Origin of the sequence: Pedobacter chinensis (assembly GCF_003339865.1) — a bacterium.
In the GTDB taxonomy this organism is placed as follows: domain Bacteria; phylum Bacteroidota; class Bacteroidia; order Sphingobacteriales; family Sphingobacteriaceae; genus Pedobacter; species Pedobacter chinensis.
Genome location: NZ_QPKV01000003.1, coordinates 437,460 through 458,464, shown reverse-complemented (window position 1 = coordinate 458,464; position 21,005 = coordinate 437,460). Strand labels below are relative to the sequence as shown.

Annotated in this window: 16 protein-coding genes and 2 tRNA genes; 9 read left to right on the top strand and 9 right to left on the bottom strand. The window is 38.7% G+C overall.

From position 1 onward, the window contains the following. Positions 1-14: 14 nt before the first annotated feature. A complete protein-coding gene (locus DU508_RS07240; RefSeq protein ID WP_115402167.1) occupies positions 15-866 on the top strand; it encodes an EamA family transporter in 852 nt (283 codons plus the stop codon). Position 867: 1 nt separating this feature from the next. Here the strand turns inward: DU508_RS07240 and DU508_RS07235 are convergent, their stop codons facing one another. Together DU508_RS07235 and DU508_RS07230 are read right to left on the bottom strand one after the other, a co-directional pair. Next, positions 868-1,152, bottom strand: coding sequence for a putative quinol monooxygenase (locus tag DU508_RS07235; protein WP_115402166.1), 285 nt, complete (start codon positions 1,150-1,152; stop codon positions 868-870). Continuing rightward, positions 1,124-1,753: an NAD(P)H-dependent oxidoreductase gene (locus tag DU508_RS07230; RefSeq protein ID WP_115402165.1), complete on the bottom strand. Its 630-nt coding sequence runs from the start codon at positions 1,751-1,753 to the stop codon at positions 1,124-1,126. Before DU508_RS07230 ends, DU508_RS07235 begins: the two co-directional genes overlap by 29 nt. A gap of 98 nt (positions 1,754-1,851) precedes the next feature. Between DU508_RS07230 and DU508_RS07225 the strand changes: the two genes are divergently transcribed. Beyond that, a complete protein-coding gene (locus tag DU508_RS07225) occupies positions 1,852-2,754 on the top strand; it encodes a LysR family transcriptional regulator (RefSeq protein WP_115402164.1) in 903 nt (300 codons plus the stop codon). Between the two features lie 38 nt (positions 2,755-2,792). On the opposite strand, the gene DU508_RS07220 is transcribed toward DU508_RS07225, so the two are convergent. After that, positions 2,793-2,866 (bottom strand) — tRNA-Asp (locus DU508_RS07220). A 305-nt stretch (positions 2,867-3,171) separates the two neighbouring features. Next, positions 3,172-4,785 (bottom strand): DUF6377 domain-containing protein, encoded by a 1,614-nt coding sequence (locus tag DU508_RS07215; RefSeq protein WP_115402163.1) that lies wholly within the window; start codon positions 4,783-4,785, stop codon positions 3,172-3,174. Positions 4,786-5,546: 761 nt separating this feature from the next. On the opposite strand from DU508_RS07215, the gene DU508_RS07205 reads away from it, so the two are divergent. Then, entirely contained in the window at positions 5,547-8,534 is a 2,988-nt protein-coding gene (locus tag DU508_RS07205) for a SusC/RagA family TonB-linked outer membrane protein (RefSeq protein WP_115402161.1), read from the top strand. Positions 8,535-8,545: 11 nt separating this feature from the next. Then, positions 8,546-10,276 (top strand): RagB/SusD family nutrient uptake outer membrane protein, encoded by a 1,731-nt coding sequence (locus DU508_RS07200; protein ID WP_115402160.1) that lies wholly within the window; start codon positions 8,546-8,548, stop codon positions 10,274-10,276. A 309-nt stretch (positions 10,277-10,585) separates the two neighbouring features. Here DU508_RS07200 and DU508_RS07195 read toward each other — a convergent pair whose 3' ends face one another. Beyond that, positions 10,586-10,885: a hypothetical protein gene (locus tag DU508_RS07195; RefSeq protein WP_115402159.1), complete on the bottom strand. Its 300-nt coding sequence runs from the start codon at positions 10,883-10,885 to the stop codon at positions 10,586-10,588. A gap of 23 nt (positions 10,886-10,908) precedes the next feature. Then, a complete protein-coding gene (locus DU508_RS07190; RefSeq protein WP_115402158.1) occupies positions 10,909-11,406 on the bottom strand; it encodes a hypothetical protein in 498 nt (165 codons plus the stop codon). Between the two features lie 413 nt (positions 11,407-11,819). Between DU508_RS07190 and DU508_RS07185 the strand changes: the two genes are divergently transcribed. Then, positions 11,820-13,151, top strand: a complete 1,332-nt coding sequence (locus DU508_RS07185; RefSeq protein WP_115402714.1) for a serine hydrolase domain-containing protein — start codon at positions 11,820-11,822, stop codon at positions 13,149-13,151. Between the two features lie 482 nt (positions 13,152-13,633). On the opposite strand, the gene DU508_RS07180 is transcribed toward DU508_RS07185, so the two are convergent. From DU508_RS07180 to DU508_RS07170, 3 genes are all read right to left on the bottom strand, one after another. Next, a tRNA-Asp gene (locus tag DU508_RS07180) sits at positions 13,634-13,707 on the bottom strand. A gap of 103 nt (positions 13,708-13,810) precedes the next feature. Beyond that, on the bottom strand, positions 13,811-14,884 hold the full coding sequence (gene prfA, locus DU508_RS07175) for a peptide chain release factor 1 (RefSeq protein WP_115402157.1): 1,074 nt from the start codon (positions 14,882-14,884) through the stop codon (positions 13,811-13,813). A 548-nt stretch (positions 14,885-15,432) separates the two neighbouring features. Then, the gene (locus DU508_RS07170; protein ID WP_115402156.1) at positions 15,433-16,176 is read right to left on the bottom strand and encodes a UDP-2,3-diacylglucosamine diphosphatase; all 744 of its coding nucleotides are present in this window, start codon (positions 16,174-16,176) and stop codon (positions 15,433-15,435) included. Between the two features lie 155 nt (positions 16,177-16,331). Between DU508_RS07170 and DU508_RS07165 the strand changes: the two genes are divergently transcribed. The 4 genes from DU508_RS07165 to DU508_RS07150 all read left to right on the top strand — a co-directional run bounded on the left by DU508_RS07165 (position 16,332) and on the right by DU508_RS07150 (position 20,739). Further along, positions 16,332-18,458 (top strand): prolyl oligopeptidase family serine peptidase, encoded by a 2,127-nt coding sequence (locus DU508_RS07165; RefSeq protein WP_115402155.1) that lies wholly within the window; start codon positions 16,332-16,334, stop codon positions 18,456-18,458. A 74-nt stretch (positions 18,459-18,532) separates the two neighbouring features. Beyond that, positions 18,533-19,177, top strand: a complete 645-nt coding sequence (locus DU508_RS07160) for a hypothetical protein (RefSeq protein WP_147273599.1) — start codon at positions 18,533-18,535, stop codon at positions 19,175-19,177. A gap of 158 nt (positions 19,178-19,335) precedes the next feature. Next, positions 19,336-20,346 (top strand): NAD(P)/FAD-dependent oxidoreductase, encoded by a 1,011-nt coding sequence (locus DU508_RS07155; protein WP_115402153.1) that lies wholly within the window; start codon positions 19,336-19,338, stop codon positions 20,344-20,346. A 66-nt stretch (positions 20,347-20,412) separates the two neighbouring features. Then, a complete protein-coding gene (locus tag DU508_RS07150; RefSeq protein WP_115402152.1) occupies positions 20,413-20,739 on the top strand; it encodes a 2Fe-2S iron-sulfur cluster-binding protein in 327 nt (108 codons plus the stop codon). Positions 20,740-21,005 lie beyond the last annotated feature (266 nt).

The following is a 21,005-nucleotide window of genomic DNA, read 5'->3' as shown; positions in this document are numbered from 1 at the left end:
TTTACCATTCCTTAATGAAAAGCAGAATCAACATCCCTCCTATTCCAGCTGTTTTACTCTCCATCATTAGTGTACAATGTGGGGCGGCAATTGCAAAGGGACTTTTCCCTGAGATAGGTGCAGCTGCCACAGCATCATTAAGGATTGGTTTGTCGGCAATAATTCTCCTGCTTGCTTTTCGTCCTAACCTGTTTAAACTAAATGCCAAACAATGGAAATACGTAAGTTTATACGGCATTTCTCTTGGAGCAATGAATATGGTTTTCTATATGGCCATTGAACGCATTCCTATTGGTCTGGGTGTGACGTTAGAGTTTGTCGGACCTTTGGTATTGGCAATCTTCAGTTCTAAAAGAGCAATAGATTTTATCTGGGTAGTTTTAGCGGCAACAGGCATTGCATTAATTGCACCCTGGACCAGCAATGGATTGAATGTAACCGGAGTTTTATTGGCTTTACTGGCAGGTGGCTTTTGGGCAGCGTACATTATATTAGGCGGAAGAATTTCCAAAATAATGAAGGGTGGAGAAGCTGTAGCCGTAGGAATGTTATTCGCTACAATCCTCATTTTACCTTTTGGGTTTTCCGGTGGGGGATTATCCAATCTAAATCCAAAATTACTGGGCTTAGGAGCCGCGCTTGCATTGCTTTCAAGCGCTATTCCCTTTACCCTGGAAATTAAAGCCCTTAAGCAACTCCCAGCCAGAACATTTAGCATTTTAATGAGCCTGGAACCCGCAATGGCATCATTAGCTGCTTTTGTGTTTTTGCAGGAATACCTGTCATTTACAGAATGTATAGCCGTTGCCTGCGTGGTCATTGCATCTGCCGGATCTTCATTAACCGCCAGAAGGGCCAAACTGTAAATCACACCAGTTTTTCTGTTTTGTAAATGATGATTTCTTCCGTTAATTCAGCAGATGTTCTGACGAAATCTAAAATATAACTTTGCTGATTATGTTCATCCAGGCCGTTTTGATCCAGCCATTCTTCATGAAAAATAAAGAGGTCATCCCCTTCTGCTTCATGTAAATCGTATTGGATGCATGCCCTCTCTTTCCTGGAATGAGAAACCATATTGAGCAAAACCGCTTTAAGTGCTGCTTTCTTTTCAATTTTACTCTTAACTATTGCTGTCAGATAAATACTCATATACCGCCGTGTTTAAAAATGTTCTTTCTAAATGTTGTTTGTAAAGCCTTACATCTCTCTCTACATCTGCATTCTTTTCGATATCGTGAAAATGCATTCCTTCGATGCGTTTCATGCCTGTAAAAGCGTTCATCCTATGAAAACCAAATAAAGGACCATCATCTACACTGGTTTCCATAAAAAATTCTTCAGGTAATGTAAATGCTTCTTTAGGTGCATTCCAGGAGGTTGTTACCATGTACTTTTTGCCATGAAGCATTCCGCCTGTTCCATAATTTCGGGTTGGGTTATCTGCTTTGCGCCCATCGCTCATATAAATTCCACTTTTGTGTCCTTCTGTGAAAACCACATCAATGTATTTTTTAAATCCATGAGGTAATTGAAACCACCAGATTGGAGTATGATAAATTACAACGTCAGCCCAAACATACTTTGCCACTTCTTCCTTAGGATCATAAAGATCATTAATATTTGTCGTTTTTATTTCAAAATCCATCTGACTTGAAAAAAATTCTGCTGTTGCAGCTGAAATAGTCTCATTGAATTTACCACCCGAATGCCCAAATTTCTGGCCCCCGTTTATAATGAATATTTTTGTCATGCTGTTTCTCTATTTAATGACCCAAAATTACCGCAAGTTTATCTATTATTAAAACAAGTTAATTTATAGCTTTGTATCAGAATTATGATAGCTTGATTATGGTAAATTTAGAATGGTACAGAAGTTTTAAGGCGATATATAAAACCGGGACACTGACTGGTGCTGCTGAAAACTTATTTATTTCGCAGCCCGGAGTAAGTTTACACCTGAGTTCGTTGGAAAGTTATGTGGGTTACAAGTTATTCGAACGTACGGGCAGGAAAATGATCCCAACAGAAAAGGGCAAAGTGCTTTACAATTTTATTGTAGAGCCTCTTGCAAAGCTGGAAGATGCAGAAAAGCATTTCCAAAAAAGTACAGAGAAACATACACCAACGATTAGTGTGGGCATGTGCTTTGAAACTTTCCAAATTACACTGGAGCAATATATTTCCACGCTTCCTTTTAATGTAATTATCCGTTTTGGAGAATATCCGGAAATGCTCGATCAATTGGATAAGGGAATTTTAGATTTGATCATTACACCGCACAAGGGAAGTTCAATAAATATTGAGCATGAAGCTTTTTCTTCAGAAACGATTGTATTGGTTGGTGGAGTGGAAACTAATGATGACGTTTTCAAAACATTAGCGAAACAGAAAAATCTGTTGGAAATGGAACATTGGCTTAAAGCACAAAAGTGGTATGGAACAGCTGGCGACATGGAGCATTTGCTTCGTTTTTGGCAGCTAAATTTTGGAAAGCATGCGGATTTCCGTCCAAACTATATTGTTCCTAATTTAAATTCGATTGTGCGTTGTTTATCAGGAGGAAAAGGCCTGGCAATTATTCCGGATTTTCTTTGCAGAAAAGAAGTTGAAGATGGAAAAATAAAGGTAATCTGGGAAGGAACCAAGAAACTTGTAAATACCCTTTACTTTGGCACCAGAAAGAAAACACAATATTCTACAGAGATTGGTTTGATAAAAAATTTGTTCAAAGAAGTAATGGTAAGCATATAAAAACAAAAGCCTCAACTTTGCAAGTCAAGGCTTTTGAGCGGAATGGACGGGACTCGAACCCGCGACCTCCTGCGTGACAGGCAGGCATTCTAACCAGCTGAACTACCACTCCTTTTGTTCTTATTTTAAAGTCAGAACCTCTTCCTCTTTCGAGGTTGCAAATATAGAGACTAAATTCCTTTTATCTCTTATACTAAACAACATTTTCTATTTCAAACAGGTAACCCATTGAGCCTCATCTAAAATATTTTTATTCTAAAGATTGAAAAATAATAAATACCTTAACTTTAATACACTAAATGAATTGACTGGCCAAATCATCTAAAACGGAAAAGCCTCAACTTTTGCAAGTCAGTTTTTTTGACTGTAATAGACGAAACATAAAACCAGGCTTTAAACCGCTACCAACCTTTTAAACTAAACTGCCTTTACAGACATAATCGCAGTGTCGAATTCTTCACCAGAAACCAAAGCTTTTGCTTTTATCCTCATTTTATAAACATAAATTGTATTTACTGAATATTCAAGGATGGTTGCGATGGTCTGAATATCGTTAATTCCAAGTCTTATCAGTGCAAATATTCTTAAATCAGTATTCAACAGCTCAGGATGTTTAGGCCAGATCTGATCTTCTTTGTTTAATAACGAATTAAACACCTCTATAAAATTGGGAAATATGCTCATAAACACACTATCAAAAGTGTTAAAAAGAACCTCCCGCTCTTTTTTAATATCAATGTCATTCAGAGAAGGCAGAATTTCCCCAAATCTTTTGGCTAATATTTTCCGCTCCACACTCTTTTTTAACCGATCCAATTTTAGAATATATCCGGAGATGATATCAAAAAAATAGCCGATGTACTTTTCATTTACTGTAGCGTATTCACGCAGCTTATCATTGGTCAGCAAAAGCTGATCGTTAATTATCTTTAGCTCATTGTTTTTCTCTTCAATGATTCTTTCCTTAACCCTAAGTTTCTTTAGTTGAATAAAAATTACGAATGATACAAACAAAATCACAACAGTCACCAGAGAAATTGAGAGGAAGTAAATCATCAATTTATTTTTATCCCGTTGGGTAACCAGGTTAACCTGAGCTGCTATATCGGGCAAAATCGACTCAATTTTAAGTTTTCTGAGTCGGTTGCCATAAAATCCTGCGTCATCTCTGGAGTGCTGGATAAAAACATACGCATCATCTAAATGCCCATGTCTGAACAAGTCTTCTGCGAGAAGAAGGGTTGCCAGAGTTTCTCTTGTTGAAGAGCGGATATCACTGATTGCAGATTCGGCAAGCAAACAAATTCTTTGCTCATTCTGATCCTCATTTTGATAAAAAGCAGCCAGGCCAGTCAACAATCTTGCACGCTGATGTTCTGTTAGTTTATGATGTTTTAGGATTTCCAGAAAGTATGTGGGTGGCTTATTGATCTCACCTGATACAACCTGCCTGTTACCTAAGCTAAAGAGCATGTCAAAAGAATTTGGTTCGCACAGGGCAATGGCCGAATCGAGAAATTCTACCGCCTTTTGATTATATGGAGCAGTAAAGCCCGGATCGTCATTATAAATGGCAAGATTTGAATAGGCTCCGGACTTTAAACAGTAGTAGTCGTATTTATATTTTCTATTCAGTAATGAAACTTTGATTTCACTAAGGTAATCAAAGGTTTCTTTGAACATACCTGCATGTAATAACAGAGAAGCAATCTTCACCTTGCTCACACTTATCTTTGTTGAATCATTTATTTTTCGACTCTGTTCGAGCAGCTTTTTCCCATAAAAATAAGCTGAATCAAATTTATAATATTCGTATTCTTCAAACAAGTTGAGGTAGCTGTCAAATGGATCGGAATGTACTTGCTTTAAATTTGACTTAATCTTTTCAATCCTTAATAATTTTCGTTGTTCGTAAGTTGATTTATTTGCAATTTCTACTTTTAACCTGTTCAGTAAACTATCCCTCCTTGAGGCTGGGTGCGCGCTAAGGAAGAAAAAAAGCAAAGATAAGTTAGCAAGCAAAAATTTCATTTCTCAAAGATAGGTTAATCAAAAATATAATAATTTATACATCCTTAAATGCTGATGCTCAAATTATGTTAGTATCCTTTAATATAGTAAACCAAGCATACAATTTCCATATCCCATTTCAGTTGGATGGCCCGTTTTGTATTCTTTGAGCACCCTGATAGAGACCGGAATATTATTGCAAAATTTTCAAAACCAAAACAGTTTATGAATTTATGGGCGCTTAGCGTCAAAAACATTGTAGGCCAATTCAGAATTGAAACTGTTTTTTTGCCGGATTGCCTTATAATATTTTATATTTTCTTGAAACACTTTTTTTATAATTAATTGATTTAAAGCAATTTAATATTTCAAAACACCTTTTTTGCTTATATATTTTCTTTGGGCATACCAAAAGTGCAGATTTCCATCTAAAGCAATGATAAATTAGATCTTCGATTTATCAGGAACCTTCTTAAGCGATCGAAACAACATTTTAACCAAATAGAAAATCATCCCGAAAACTCATTACCAGGCAAGTTAATTTTTAGTAAATCCTTTTAATTGTCGGTAATTATTGGAATGATCCGTTAGTTATGAGCAGAAATAAACCACCCTAGGCTATTGTGAACCGTACTGATAATAATGAATTATTTCGTTGTTGCTTTAAATACCGGATACGTTTTTTTACCCGTTACCCGGCGGATAAAAAGTGATTGAAATCATCCTCCACAGTACGGTATGGAGATCTTAACTAAACTAATAAAACTACTTAAAATTATTATATGTACAGGAAATTTTTACTATTGCTGAGCACCAGCTTACTTCTTTGTATAAGTACATTCTCCGCAAAAGCGCAAACCAGAGTGATTACCGGAACAGTAACCGATATGGCAAACGGAACAGCGCTTTCCGGGGTTACTGTGGCAGACAATTTAAAATCATCGAATACTTCGACAAACACACAAGGAAAATATACCATTACCATACCGGTTAATGCTAAATCAATTACATTTTCATATATCGGTTTTCAAACGAGAACGATGCCCGTTACAGAGGCGAATACGATCAACGTTACCCTAAGTTCAACATCAAATGATCTCCAGGAGGTTGTTGTGGTAAGCGTAGGCTACGGAACTCTGGATAAACGGGAGGTTTCAAGTGCAATTACCCATGTTTCTTCAAAAGACCTGCTAACCGTTGCTGCAAATAACCCACTGATGTCACTTCAAGGAAAAGTTGCAGGGCTAAACATCACCAATACAGCTAGTGCTGATCCGAATTCAAGCCCAAACATCCAGCTAAGGGGAGTATCTTCGCGCAGCGCCGGGTTAGGTCCGCTTTATGTTGTTAACGGAGTGCCTGGCGGAAACATTGACAATATAAACCAGAATGATATTGAAAGTATTGATGTTTTAAAAGGTGGTGCCGCATCCGCTATTTACGGCACAAGGGGAAGTAACGGCGTGATCATTATCACAACAAAAAAAGGAGGTGCCCAATCTCAGATGTTTTACGATGGTTATACCAGCTTCGATTATTTAACCAATCGTTTGGAAAATTTAACAGCTGATGAATTTATTGCAAACCGGGTGGCCAATAAGCAAGGGCAGGATTATAAGGGAAGAACAGACTGGCTTGATGCAGTCACAAATTCACCGGCTTTTGCGCAAAAACATACCGTGCAGTTTTCAGGAGGGTCGGCTAAAACCAACTATTTCGCTTCGGGTGATTACCGGGACGCAGACGGGATTGACTTACGTGCACATAAAAGAGAATACGGAGCCAGGATAAACATCAACCATACTACAGATAATAATATGTTTGTAGCCTCATTAACAGCAGCGCCAAGGTATATGAATACCAGTAACGCTGATCAGGGAAATTTCAATAATGCACTTACGCTCAACCCGACTTATCCAATTTTTAACGACGCTGGTAAATATAATTACATCAATACCGGATTTTTTTCAAATAACCCTGTCGAAAATGCAAACCTTATTAAATCGGAGGCCGAAATTAAAGAACTAGACATCAATGGCTCGCTGAAAATGAATATTCTTTCAAATCTGAGTACCACAGTTACGATTTCCGAAATAAGCCGTTCCAGTAAAAATATGTATTTCTCACCTTCCACACTTTCATCAATAGTACAAGCCAATAAAATCACTCAAACAAATTTTGCTTGGCAGGAACAGCAGGAAAATGACCAGAAGAACATCGAATGGATGGGAAACTATGCCGCTCAATTGGGCAAAAACCATTTCAAACTTCTGGGTGGTTACTCTTATTCACTATACAATTATAAGAGAATGTATGCCCAGAATTATGATTTTCCTTTTGATACGTATTTATGGAATAACCTGGGCTCAGGACTTTATAATGGCGGTGCAGCAGGACAAGGACAATCAGCTGTAGCTTCAACTCAGAATGGCTCAACACTGATTTCTTTTTTCGCCCGGGTAAATTATGATTTTGACAACAAATATATTTTAACAGCAAGTTTAAGACGTGAAGGTTCATCAAAATTTGGAGCCAATAACAAATGGGGAAATTTTCCGGCGGTATCAGCAGCATGGCGCCTTTCAGAAGAGAATTTCATTAAAACATCTCTTCCATGGATCAATGAACTTAAACTCCGTACTGATTATGGAATTACCGGTAACCAGGATTTCGGCAACTATCTTTCGCTCTTGTTATATGGAGGTGCGGGATACTTCCCTTATAATGGTCAATACTATCAGGTGTATGGCCCTTCTTCAAATGTTAACCCCGACCTGAGCTGGGAGAAATCACTAAATTTTAATCTCGGATTAGACTTTTCAATATTAAACAGCCGAATAAGCGGATCACTGGATTATTATATCCGAACCAATAAAGATCTGTTGGGCTCTTACACCGTTCCGGTTCCTCCGAATACGCAGTCAACAACTTTTACCAATGTTGGAACAATGAAAAACTATGGTATTGAACTGGCGCTGAGCGGCGAGGTAGTTAAAGGAACCGATTTCAGCTATAACATGAATCTTACTTTTGCCTACAACAGAAATAAATTTATTTCCTTTTCAAATGATATTTATAAGGGAGGCACCTTTCAGGATGTGGCCGGACTTCCGGCGCCAGGATCTCCAGGAAATATTCAACGCATTCAGGAAGGCCATAGTATAGGCGAATTTTACACCCTTCGTTCAGCAGGTGTTAATGATGCCGGGGCTTTACTTGTATATAAAAAAGATGGTTCAATTGTTCAGGCAAACCTTGCCTCTAATGATGATAAGCAGTTTGTTGGAAACGGCTTACCAAAATTCATAACCTCACTTGGAAACACATTCATATACAAGCGTTTTGACCTTGGAATTTTTCTTCGGGGCACATTTGGTTACAAAATATTTAATACAAGTGCGTTTTACATCGGCACCCCGTCAAGCCAGAGCGATGCAAACGTGCTGAAATCAGCTTATGACAGTAGCAGCAAATACTCGCTTCTAAAAAGCAATGCGACAACATCAATAGCCTCAGATTATTTCCTTGAAAATGGATCCTTTGTAAAAATTGATAATGTTTCCTTAGGCTATAAGCAACCATTAAACATTAAATACCTTAAATCTGTAAGAATCTACGCTGCTGGCAGAAACCTCCATACCTTCACTAAATATACAGGAGGAGATCCGGAATCTGTTCAGGTAAATGGGCTTACTCCGGGAGTAAATACTTCTTTAAATTATTATCCTTCTACCCTTCAGCTAATCTTTGGTTTACAGGTAACTTTTTAAAACTGGAAAAAATGAAAAATTATAAATTAATGATCAGCACCGTCCTATGTTTTCTTATGATGGTTGCAGGATGTACAAAATTAGATGAACATGTTTATGACCAGGTTGATGCAGCAAACTTTCTTACCCGCCGGGATGATGTAATCCGGGATTTCCTGCGTCCTTTTGAACATGCTTATTGGAGTATTCAGGGGAACGATGTTTACGCCGTTGGCGAAGACTGCACCGATGAGATGGGAACCTATAACCGCCAGGGTGACTGGCAGGATGGTGGATATTACCAGCGGATGCATTACCACACCTGGACACCTCAAGACGGATTCACAAACGGTGCATGGCGTAATTTTTATCAGGGCATTGTACTTTCAACCAATTCTCTTCAGGATATGGAAGGAATAACTGACCCGGCCAAACTTAGTATTACCACCGATGAACTAAACGACTTCAAAGCCGAACTCAGAACGCTCAGAGCCTGGTTTTATCTTCGGGCATTTGATTTTTACCGAAATATTGAGATTGTAACCGATGTAAAGAACTCGACTCAGGGCGGAACACAAGCTACTCCGCAAGAGACCTTTAGTTACATCGAATCAGAACTTAGGGCTTCCATTCCGCTCCTTCCTACCCGCGAACAGCTTGGTGCAAATGGAATTGGGCGGTGGACAAAAGCAGGGGCTGCATCTTTGTTAGCCCGTCTTTACCTGAATGCAAAGGTTTATATTGGAACAGATAAATATTCAGAATGTGAGACTGTATGCCGCGATATCATAAGTGGCAAATACGGAAACTATTCTTTGGATACCCGTTGGGACGCTCCATTTGACTATACCAATAAAACGCTGAACTCTGAAGTCATTTACGGTTTTCCGGGCACACTGGCCAGAACCCACTGGCAATACGAGGGCGGAATGTTTTTTTGGGGCATGACTTACGATGCCGCACCGCTTTACTGCGGATTCACTGATTTTGGTAAATCAAACCCAAGATTTGCTTTGCAGCCCGGCCGGGATGTAGACAGTGTTGAGTACGCACACGCATTAGGAAAACCATTTGTAAAATTTCAGAAATATCCCGATGATCTGAGACTGAAAAAGTATAAAAATCTCGGAGACAGTAAACGTGAGGGAATGTTTCTTTATGGTTATCTCCCATATACCACCACTGTAAGCGGAGTAACCAGAACAGATACGGTTAGAGGAAACAAAGGGCCTTATGCATTATTTATAAGAGATCAGGTAGGTTTCTTCCTGGATGCTAAACCTGGCACCAAAATAGCAGACAAAGAATCTAACATGAACCATGCGGACCATAATTCGGGTGTATTTCTGGTAAAGTATCCGATCTACCCAACACCCGACCCTAACCGTATTACTTCAGCTTATGCGGAAATCAGGCTTTCTGAAATTTATTATACACTGGCCGAATGCAGGTATCGTGCAGGAGACAAAGCTGAGGCAGCGAACTTCCTTAATCAGGTTAGGAAGCGCAACTACCCTGCAGGCTCACCGAGTTTATTTAGTGCCGCAGGCAGTGAACTTACAGATCAGGAAATGTTAGATGAGTGGGGCAGGGAGTTTATTGGCGAAAATAGACGCAGGACCGATCTGATACGTTGGGACGTATTCAGTAAAGGAACCTGGTGGGACAAGAAACCTGATGCTGATAATCATACAGAGATCTTTCCACTAGGAAGAGATATCCTGAGTGCAAACCCAAAACTAAAACAAAACCCCGGATATTAACGCCTCAAACTTGATGACACTGGATTGTATTGGGATGGTTTAAATCCCAATCAATCCAGTTTGAAGAATAAATTGGTTAATTTGGATTGGTTAGGTGTCTCCCGTAAAAAGGAGGCACTTTTTTTTTAAAAACCGCTGGGAAGGATAGGAATTTACCAATAGTAAATTGATTTGTTCTATCATAATAACTTTTGAAATAAAAGCTACACAGAAAGAATAGGCTCCATCAGAGCAATTTAGAAGGAATGTTGGTTATTGTAAGGAATCATTAACAAAATGACTTAAAGATATATAAATAAAATTCTAAAGTTAATTAACTTTCATTCGACTAAATAGAGCAATATTTGTTTTAAATACCGCTTCATATTTATCAAACAACGATTTGTAATAGGGCGTTAATCCGGTTAAATAATCAAGCTTTAAGCTGGTACTTAGCCCGCTTTTGTATTTTGATTCAACAAGTACAATAGCTCCTCCGAAATGTTTGGCGATTACGTCGCTTATAAAATAGTGATTTTGCCCATCAATTGACGGGTCAATCACTATTTTAATGAATAATAACTTATCCTTCATCGAGTTAATCTCTGCTGAAACCATTTTATTGGTCATTATTATGAAGCAATTTCTACCATTTAACACCGTATCTTTGACTTTATTAAAGTCCTCAATTGTATACCCCTTTTCAAAAAAAATGGTTCCGGAGTTAAACCATATCCAGCATTTTTATTTTCAATTGCATAAGTCTTAATATTTTTATCGTTAGGTTCGTCCTTTACCTTAAAGATCATGCCAACCCGTTTGTCCAAATCAGTCAAATAATACGCTTCAAGTGTACGTTTTTCAGAAACGGTTTCAGTTTTTCCACTAGCTACATTCGTTTGACCTTGAGTTTCATAACTTTTAATAGGTTCTAACACAAAAACGCCACGAACCAACATTGTGTCTGCTAGCGTCGTCTGCTGGCCATTCATTTCTAACCTTGCTTTATAAAAAATTATACTTTCTTTGTTGTTGTACGAATCTGATGGATTTTGAGCAAAACAAACTAAAGTTACAGATAAAACATTCATTATAAGTATCTTTGCCCAATAATTCAGCAAGTTATGTTTTCTAAAAAAGAATATTTTCATTGTTCGAGAAATTTAAACCTGTTACTTATTCAAGTGTAATTAGAAAAATCTAAAATGCATTTTTTTTCCTATTAAAACTTATACTTACAAAATCTATTTTGTTCCAAGCATTTTGTACCACCAATCAGGGATGCGAGACTTTCCATGCAGCAAAATAAAGCGCCCAGGTTAAATAATGCTTAAGAAATGTTGTCAGTTAAATTGAGGTGCATCTCAATTATCTAAAGGGCCTTTTGCCTTCTTTGATGAGATTATCCTTTTGTAACCTTTGCAAGATGCCTGCGTCTTATACTTGCAGATAACAAAAGTTTCAGACCTCGAACCGGACACCCGTGAGTTAGAAAAACGCTGTTTCTGCAAAAATGCACGGTTTTTTGGCACAAATACTGTAAATGATGGATGCAAACAGAACAATGAGAAAATTTTTCCTTTTATTCCTGCTTTCCTGCTCTGGTTTAATTGCGAAGGCCCAGGACCATTCGCAACAGCTTGACTATTTAATGAGCACTTATTTTAAACTACGAAAGTTTAACGGCACCGTTTTAGTCACACAAAAAGGCAAGGTCCTGCTGCAAAAGGGCTACGGTTACCAGAACGTAAAAACAAGGGTGCCAAACGACGCTCATACAGTTTACCAGATCGCATCAGTGACCAAACCTTTTACTTCGACACTTGCCTTAAAAATGGCCGAGTTGAAAAAACTTCAACTCACAGATCCTCTCAGTAAATTCTTTCCGGGTTTTCCAAAAGGCGATAGTATTACGATCAGACATCTGTTAAGCCATACATCGGGTATATCTGACCATGAAGCGGACAGCACGAAAACGATCAAGTCGGCCGCTGAAGAGGAATCGGTTATTGAACGCCTCAAAGCACGGCCATTGGATTTCGACCCAGGCACCGACTGGCGCTATAGTAATTCCGGATATATACTTTTGGGTTACATTTTAGAAAAGGTAAGCCACATGAGCTATTACGAGGCCATCCGGAAATATATCTTTGAACCGGCAGGTATGCAACAAAGTGCATTCGACTTTGCGAGGCTGAAGAGTCCGCACAAAGCTACAGGCTACTGGGTATTCCCGGAAGATAAAAATGCGGAAGTGGCCAAGCTGATCAATTATGACAAGCCGAAGGCGGCGGGAGCCATTTATTCAACGGCAGGTGACCTGTGCAAATTTCATAAGGCGTTGCAAGCCGGGTCATTAGTTTCTCCAGCGTTATTAAAGGAGGCTTATACACCAGTTGCGCTGAATTACGGCTACGGCTGGATCATTGAATCCGCAAATGATAAACAACTGGTCTCGCACAGCGGTGACATCTGGGGCTTTAAGGCGGAATTCGCCCGTGTGCCTGAAGATGATATTTGTATTGTCCTGTTAAGCAATGCGGAAGACCTGGAGCTGCATGCGATCACGTTTAAGATCGTGTCCATCGTGAGCGGCAAACCTTACCAATTTCCAGCGCAAAATAAGGTAGTGCTGGATGAGGCGACTTTAAAAAGTTACACAGGAAAATATGAACTCAGGCCGGGAGAGTTTATTGAGGTAAGAACTGTCCGGCGGCGATTGATGGCCGAAACAAGCACTACACAAGAAATGTACTGTCAGCAAAAGGATAGTTTTCTGCTGGATAACGGACGAGATCAAAGAGCGGTCACCTTTGAAAGGGACAGTGTCGGGGCGGTGGTGTCCCTCTCATTTATTAACGGTGAACAAAAGGTAATTTGCAGAAAAGTGAACTGACTTACCGCAGCTTTTAGGGCTGTGCGGTAAAGGGTTATTTTTTGGGTGGAATAAAGGTATTTTAAGTTAGATGATGTCTTGTTATGGAAGATCAACGCGATGAATAACCGGAATGATCAATAACAGGTTAAAATAAGCCTACACACATAAACAGTTGGGATGATCCAATCATGAAATTACAGATAAACCTGTTCCATTTGATCGATCAAAAAACAATCCGGTTACTATTATGGCTTTGTATACTGCTGATCACATCACTTTGCAGCAGACCTTGTACCTGCCTTTAGAAAAAAATGCCTTAGAAAAAACAGGAGCTTGTTTGGTTGGAGCTCGAGCAAAATTGCTATCAACGGGAGATATATATATATATATCAAACCCCAACAATGACAGACTTATTATTTCATCACTCCCGGAAAACGAGCGCATTATAATTATTGATTACACAAAAAAGCCTCAACTTTTTCAAGTTAAGGCTTTTGAGCGGAATGGACGGGACTCGAACCCGCGACCTCCTGCGTGACAGGCAGGCATTCTAACCAGCTGAACTACCACTCCTTTTGTTCTTATTTAAAGTCAGAACATCTTCCTCTTTCGAGGTTGCAAATATAGAGACTATATCTCAATTCGCAAACTTTTTTTTTCAAAAACTTCTAATCAGTTAATTAGCAGCGCCTTCCTGCATCTTCTCTGCATTTTCTGCAAACTGAAGGGCATCAATAATCTCCTGAATATCTCCATCCATAATGGCCGGAAGGTTATACATGGTTAAACCAATACGGTGTTCGGTAACACGACCCTGTGGGTAATTATAAGTTCTGATTTTAGCCGAACGGTCACCTGTTGATACCATTGTTTTACGTTTAGCAGCGATATCACCATTTTTCTTCTGCAATTCGATATCGTACAGTTTACTGCGCAACATCTCCATTGCAATGATACGGTTACCTAATTGCGAACGTTCGCGCTGGCAAACCACCACTATGCCTGATGGTTTGTGCGTTAATTGCACCTTAGTTTCAACCTTATTTACATTCTGACCTCCTGCACCACCTGAACGAGAGGTTTGCAATTCGATATCTGCAGGGTTAATATATAAATCGATCTCTTCTGCTTCAGGCAAAACCGCTACCGATGCAGCAGAAGTATGCACACGGCCCTGCGTTTCTGTATCCGGAACACGTTGAACACGGTGTACACCACTTTCATATTTAAGCTGGCCATAAACATCTTCACCGCTGACTTTTAGCACTACCTCTTTATAACCACCGGCAGTACCTTCGGTTACATCAACGGTTTCAACACTCCAACCCTTGGTTTCGAAATAACGGGTATACATCCGGTACAAATCACCGGCAAAAAGTGCAGCTTCATCACCACCTGTACCGCCACGGATTTCGAACACAGCATTTTTAGCATCTTCAGGATCTTTAGGAATCAACATCAACCTGATGCGACTTTCCATTTCTTCCTGTTGTGCCAACATCAAATCCAACTCTTCTTTAGCCATCTCACGCATTTCTGCATCTTTCTCTGTCGCTAAAATTTCTTTGTTGGCATCAATGTTACTCATTACATTTTTGTAAATCTTGTACTCATCTACAATCTTGCCTAAATCCTTATATTCTTTGTTTAAAGCTGCGAAACGTTTCATATCCTGAATCACGTCAGGGTTACTCAATTGCTCCTCTACATCTTCCCAACGCAGCTTGATCGCTTCTAATTTATCTAACATATTTATTCTTCAAATAGGATTCCAGGGCATTTAGCAGAAAACTAAAAGCCCGGAAAACGCAAAAATAAGGAAAAAAGCTGAATTAGTTTGGAATGGAGAAGCAGTAACTGAACAACCAACAAGTTTATGATGAGAAAGGACAGACATTCGAACCCCGGATTGAAATTATTTTAACCCCGAAATTATTTGAGCGGTTTTTGCTTCCTGGCTTCCTAACCCATCCCAATAACGCTGACTTCTTCTCCTAAATCAATCCATAAGGAAAGGTTATCTTTTTAAATTAAACAACAGGTAGTAAAATGCTTTCTTATTGTAAGGTATTTCAGTATAGTACAAATCATAAAACAAAATTATTAGTACAGATTGAACTCAGATTTAGGTGGGGGTTTAGTCGGGTAGAATTGTCACAAGTCCGAACCAACTCCGAACCAAATGCGTCTTAAGTCCCTATTAAAGGTTAGAATATCATTATCTTGCCTGGTCTTCATTACCAGCCCTGCACTATAAAATCAAAATAAGAAAGTGTATTGTTTTACCTTAAGAAGAATTTATGGATTATAAGATTCCAGTTTCAAATCAACGCCATCAAAAACGGCGTAAGAATTATAATTAAGCCACTCGCCAACATTTATGTATCGGCTTCCGCTACCTAAATCAATATCCAACGGTAAATGCCTATGCCCAAAAATGAAATAATCGAAATATTGTTTCTGCAATTGTTCTTTGGCATAAATGGCAAGCCATTCCTTTTCCTTACCTGAAAAAACTTCCTTTCCAGTTTTAGCGGCCCTACTTCCCTGGCTCCAGGCATTGGCAATTCCAATTCCGAAGTTAGGGTGTAAACGGGCAAATAACCACTGGCAAAGTTTACTTCTGAATATTTTCCTTAAGAATTTATACTTACGATCGCCTGGCCCTAAACCATCGCCATGATGAAGATAAAATTTCTTACCTCCGCGCTCCATAATCAATTCGTCGCTAATGATTTCCATTCCAATTTCCAGGGTAAAATAATCACGAACCCACATATCATGGTTACCCTTAAAGAAATAGATTTTTATACCCGCATCGGCCATTGTTGCCAATTTCCCTTGTAAGCGAATAAAACCTTTCGGAATCACTTTAGCATACTCAAACCAGAAATCGAAGATATCGCCCATTAAAAAAAGCTCACTGCAATTTGGTTCAATAAAATTTAACCAGCTCACGATATGCTCTTCGCGAGCACGGCTTGCTGCGTAGCCCGGAGCGCCCAGATGAAAATCGGAAGCAAAATAAATGTTTTTAGTCATGTACAAATTCAAAGGTAATGTAAAAAAGCTGAAAGCTAAAAGACTAAAGCTGAAAGCCTGCCAAACACCAGGACGCCATAATCAGTGTAATTCCAAAATCGGTGTAATCAACCCAAAGGGAAAAAACATATATTAGTAAACAAATCCTTTCTGATATGAAAAAACAAATCATATTGAGCTTATTTGCATTAAGCTTCCTTGCTTGTAACCAGGGCAAAAAACCAGCAGAAAAAATCACACTAATGAAATATCCCGACACCCAAAAAGACAGCACCACAGATAATTATTTCGGAACCACTGTTGCCGATCCTTACCGTTGGCTGGAAAACGATCATTCGGCAGAAACCAAAGCCTGGGTTGATGCTGAAAATAAAGTGACTCAAAACTATTTATCGCAAATCCCATATCACGATGATATCAAGAGGAGATTAACAGAAATATGGAATTATCCAAAGGAAGGCACTCCATTTAAAGTTGGTGATTATTACTTTTTTACAAGGAATGATGGCTTGCAAAATCAGAGTATTTGGTTTATTAAAAAAGGTTTGGAAGGAAAAGAGGAAATTTTTCTTGATCCCAATAAACTAATTGCCGATGGCACAGCAGCTGTTTCCTTAATTGGATTTTCTCATAATAAAAAATATGTGGCTTATTCGGTTGCTCAGGCTGGCTCTGACTGGAGCAACATTTATGTGATGGAAATTGCAACTAAAATGAAACTGGCCGATGAATTGAAATGGACCAAATTTTCTGGCGCTGCCTGGAAAGGCGATGGTTTTTATTACAGTAAATTCGATGAACCAGTTAAAGGAACAGATTTATCAGCTGCAAATGAATTTCAAAAAATATACTACCATAAGCTGGGTGATTTGCAAAAAGATGACCGGTTGATTTTTGAGGATAAAACAAATCCAAATCTTTATTTCGGCGCTGGTGTAACTGAAGATGAGCGCTTCCTGATAATTTATGCCAGCGCCGGAACCTCAGGAAATGCATTGCATTTTCAGGATCTGGCTTCGCCTGATAGTAAAATTTCGCTTCTGGTTAAAGGTTATGAAAACAATCACAGTGTTATCGAAAATATTGGCGACAGGCTTCTGCTAAATACCGATTTGGATGCAGAAAATAAAAAAGTTGTTTTGGTTGACCCTAAAAATGCCATCCCAAAAAACTGGCAGACAATTATCCCGGAATCGAAATTGGCCCTGGAAAACATTACTACGGGCGGAGGGTTTTTATGGGCATCTTATTTAAAAGACGCCAGCACGAATATTGTTCAATTTGATTTAACAGGAAAAAAAATCAGAGCGGTTCAATTACCTGCATTAGGCACTGCTGATGGTTTTGGCGCTTATAAAGAGGACAAAGAATTCTTTTATTCATTTTCAAACTTCACTACTCCGGGAACTATTTACCGCTATGATATTGCCAGGGCCGAATCTACCCTTTATAAAAAACCTGAATTGAAATTCAATACAGATAATTATGAAACCAAACAGGTTTTTTATCCCTCGAAAGATGGCACCAAAGTGCCCATGTTCATTGTTCATAAAAAAGGGATTAAGCTTGATGGAAACAATCCGGTTTATCTGTATGCTTATGGTGGTTTCCAGGTAAGTTTAACGCCAGGTTTCAGCTTATCCAGAATGCTGTTTTTAGAAAAGGGAGGCATTTACGTACAGCCAAGTTTACGTGGAGGAAGTGAATATGGCGAGGCCTGGCATAAGGGCGGCATGTTGGATAAAAAACAAAATGTGTTTGATGATTTTATTGCTGCAGCGGAATATTTGATTAAAGAAAAATACACCAATCCTGCTAAAATTGCCATTTCGGGTGGTTCAAATGGCGGATTGTTAGTTGGCGCATGCATGACACAAAGACCTGAACTTTTTAAAGTGGCCTTACCTGCTGTTGGCGTTTTGGATATGCTGCGCTACCATAAATTTACAGTCGGCTGGGGTTGGGCAGTAGAGTACGGCAGCAGTGATAAAAAAGAAGATTTTAATTATCTGATTAAATATTCTCCACTTCACAATGTTAAAACCGGTGTAAATTATCCGGCCACATTAATCACCACTGCAGACCATGATGACAGGGTTGTTCCGGCGCACTCATTTAAGTTTGCGGCAACCCTGCAAGAAAAATATAAGGGCGAAAACCCTATCCTGATCAGAATTGAAACCAAAGCTGGTCATGGTGCAGGTAAGCCCACCACTAAAATGATTGAGGAAGCTGCAGATGTTTGGAGCTTTGTATTTCAGAATTTGGGAATGAGCTGGTAGGATATCAGCAAAATGATGAATTAATTGGTTTAAATTTAAAAGCCATTTCAGTATATCACATTAATATTCTAAAGATGAAAAACAAGGCAATTTGGATAAGTATTTTTGCTTTCTTTTTTGTTATACAAACGGCATACTATTGGGAGGGGAAAAGTAGGGCAATACTTATTCCAGCCTCCTTAATTTTAATATTTGCTTACCTTACTTTGCTTTTTGTTTTATCAAAACAAATAATATTACTTTTTAAGAGAAAATTTTCTGAAAAGAATCGGGTTTTCTTAGTTATGGCACTTACGAGCGTATTGATTTTAACCGCATACGCTCCTCATGGATTAATAGACTTTGATCAATTGGAGGGAAAAGATATTTTAATTGCTGGTAGAGAGGGTTCTGCGAATTGTACAACCACTCTTAAATTAAAAGAAAATGGTAAATTTTCAACCACTATAGTATGCTTTGGGATAGAACGAGTGAGTGGAAAATATCATATTAAAAAAGATACCGTTTTCTTTGACTATGACAACAATAAAGCTACCGGAGAACTTTATCAATTCGGCCTGGTTGATAGTTGTACCTTATCCTGGGATAAGAAAGATGGTTTATTTTTGTATAAGAACAAGAAGGATAAATCTCCGAATCAGCTTATTATTGCTTTGAATGAGATAAAGCTGGAAAGGCAAGAAAAACCTAACTCCATTAAATCCATAGACCAATTATAATTTGCTGGAAATACATGAAAACCTTTAACTTTTGTTTTGAGCGATATCAAAGCATATAAAATACTGAATACAATAAGATTACAGAATTATCTAGAATATTTCTAAATAGAGAGATTGATAAAACTTTATTTTGTAACTTTGCATCAAATTTTTTTTGAATGATCTCTACTGATATAGCCATAATAGGCGCTGGTCCGGTTGGTTTATTTGCCATTTTTGAAGCCGGTTTATTAAAAATGCGTTGCCATTTAATTGATTACTTACCTCAGGTTGGTGGTCAACTCTCTGAAATTTATCCTAAGAAACCAATTTATGATATTCCGGGTTATCCATCGGTATTGGCTCAGGAACTGATCGACAACCTGATGGAGCAGGCCAAGCCGTTCCATCCAACATTTACTTTGGGAGAGCGTATTGAGGGATTAGAAAAACGCGGCGAAGCTGATTTCGTTTTAACCACGAACATGGGAACCGTTATCGAAGCTAAAGTTGTGGTAATTGCGGGTGGTTTGGGTTGTTTCGAACCACGTAAACCTGCGGTAGAAAATTTGGAAAATTTTGAGAACGGAAAAGGTGTTAACTATATGATTCTTGATCCTGAGAAATATCGCGATCAGAAAATGGTTATCGCTGGTGGTGGCGACTCTGCTTTAGACTGGACCATTTACCTGGCAGAAGTTTGTTCTGAATTAACCCTTGTGCACCGAAGCGAGAGTTTTCGTGGGGCACCAGATTCTGTTGCTAAAGTAATGGCGCTGGCCGAAAGCGGAAAAATTAATCTGATTTTAAACAGCAACCTTCAAGCAGTACAAGGAACAGATAAACTGGAACAGGTTGAAATCGTTCAAAACCGTACTATGGAAAAAACTGTAGTAGAGGCTGATCATTTAATTCCATTGTTTGGCTTGAGCCCGAAATTAGGACCGATTGAAGCGTGGAACTTAAACATTAGCAAAAGTGCAATTGAGGTAAATGTTGATGATTATTCAACCAATATCCCGGGTGTTTATGCCATCGGCGACATCAATACTTACACCAATAAATTGAAACTGATTCTTTGTGGTTTCCACGAGGCTGCATTAATGAGCCACAGCGCTTATTCTTACATGAATCCCGGAGTTAAATACACCATGAAATATACCACTGTAAACGGAGTTTCGGAATTTTAAGCTTTGCGTTAATATTGTTTCAATAAAAAACAATTTTAACTAAGTTTGCGCTAATAAGCGAGCAAAATGGAAAACAACATTACAATATACATGCAAGAACCGGATGGTTCAGTTACACCTCACGAAGCACCAACCGATATGGGTTTAAGTTTGATGGAGTTCTTAAAGGCATCTGAATATGATATTTTAGCCACATGTGGCGGAATGGCTTTATGTGCCACCTGCTGCGTGGATATTTTAGAGGGCGAAGAAAAGCTTAATGAAATGAGTGATGATGAGTATGCGATGTTAGATACCTTGCCGGATTTATTACCAAACTCTCGTTTAGCTTGTCAACTCCAGTTAAATAATAACATGGACGGTTTAAAAGTGAAACTTCACGGCGTAAGCTAGTGCAAAAAGCAATATAATTTTTAAAGGCGATGCTTAAGTATCGCCTTTTTTTTAAGCGTTTTGTCCAGCCCCACAGCTTGCTGAACTTGTTTTACAAAGTAGCGTTAGTGTTTTCAATGGTCTTGTAGTTAATCGTGGTCAGCTCTTTCCTGCCAGGCATTCATACTACTAAGGTCCTGAAACAAGTTCAGGATGACGACTGTTCAGGTATGGCATTTTAAGCGCTCCGCCCAGCCACCACGTCATGCTGACCTGTAGCGAAGCGG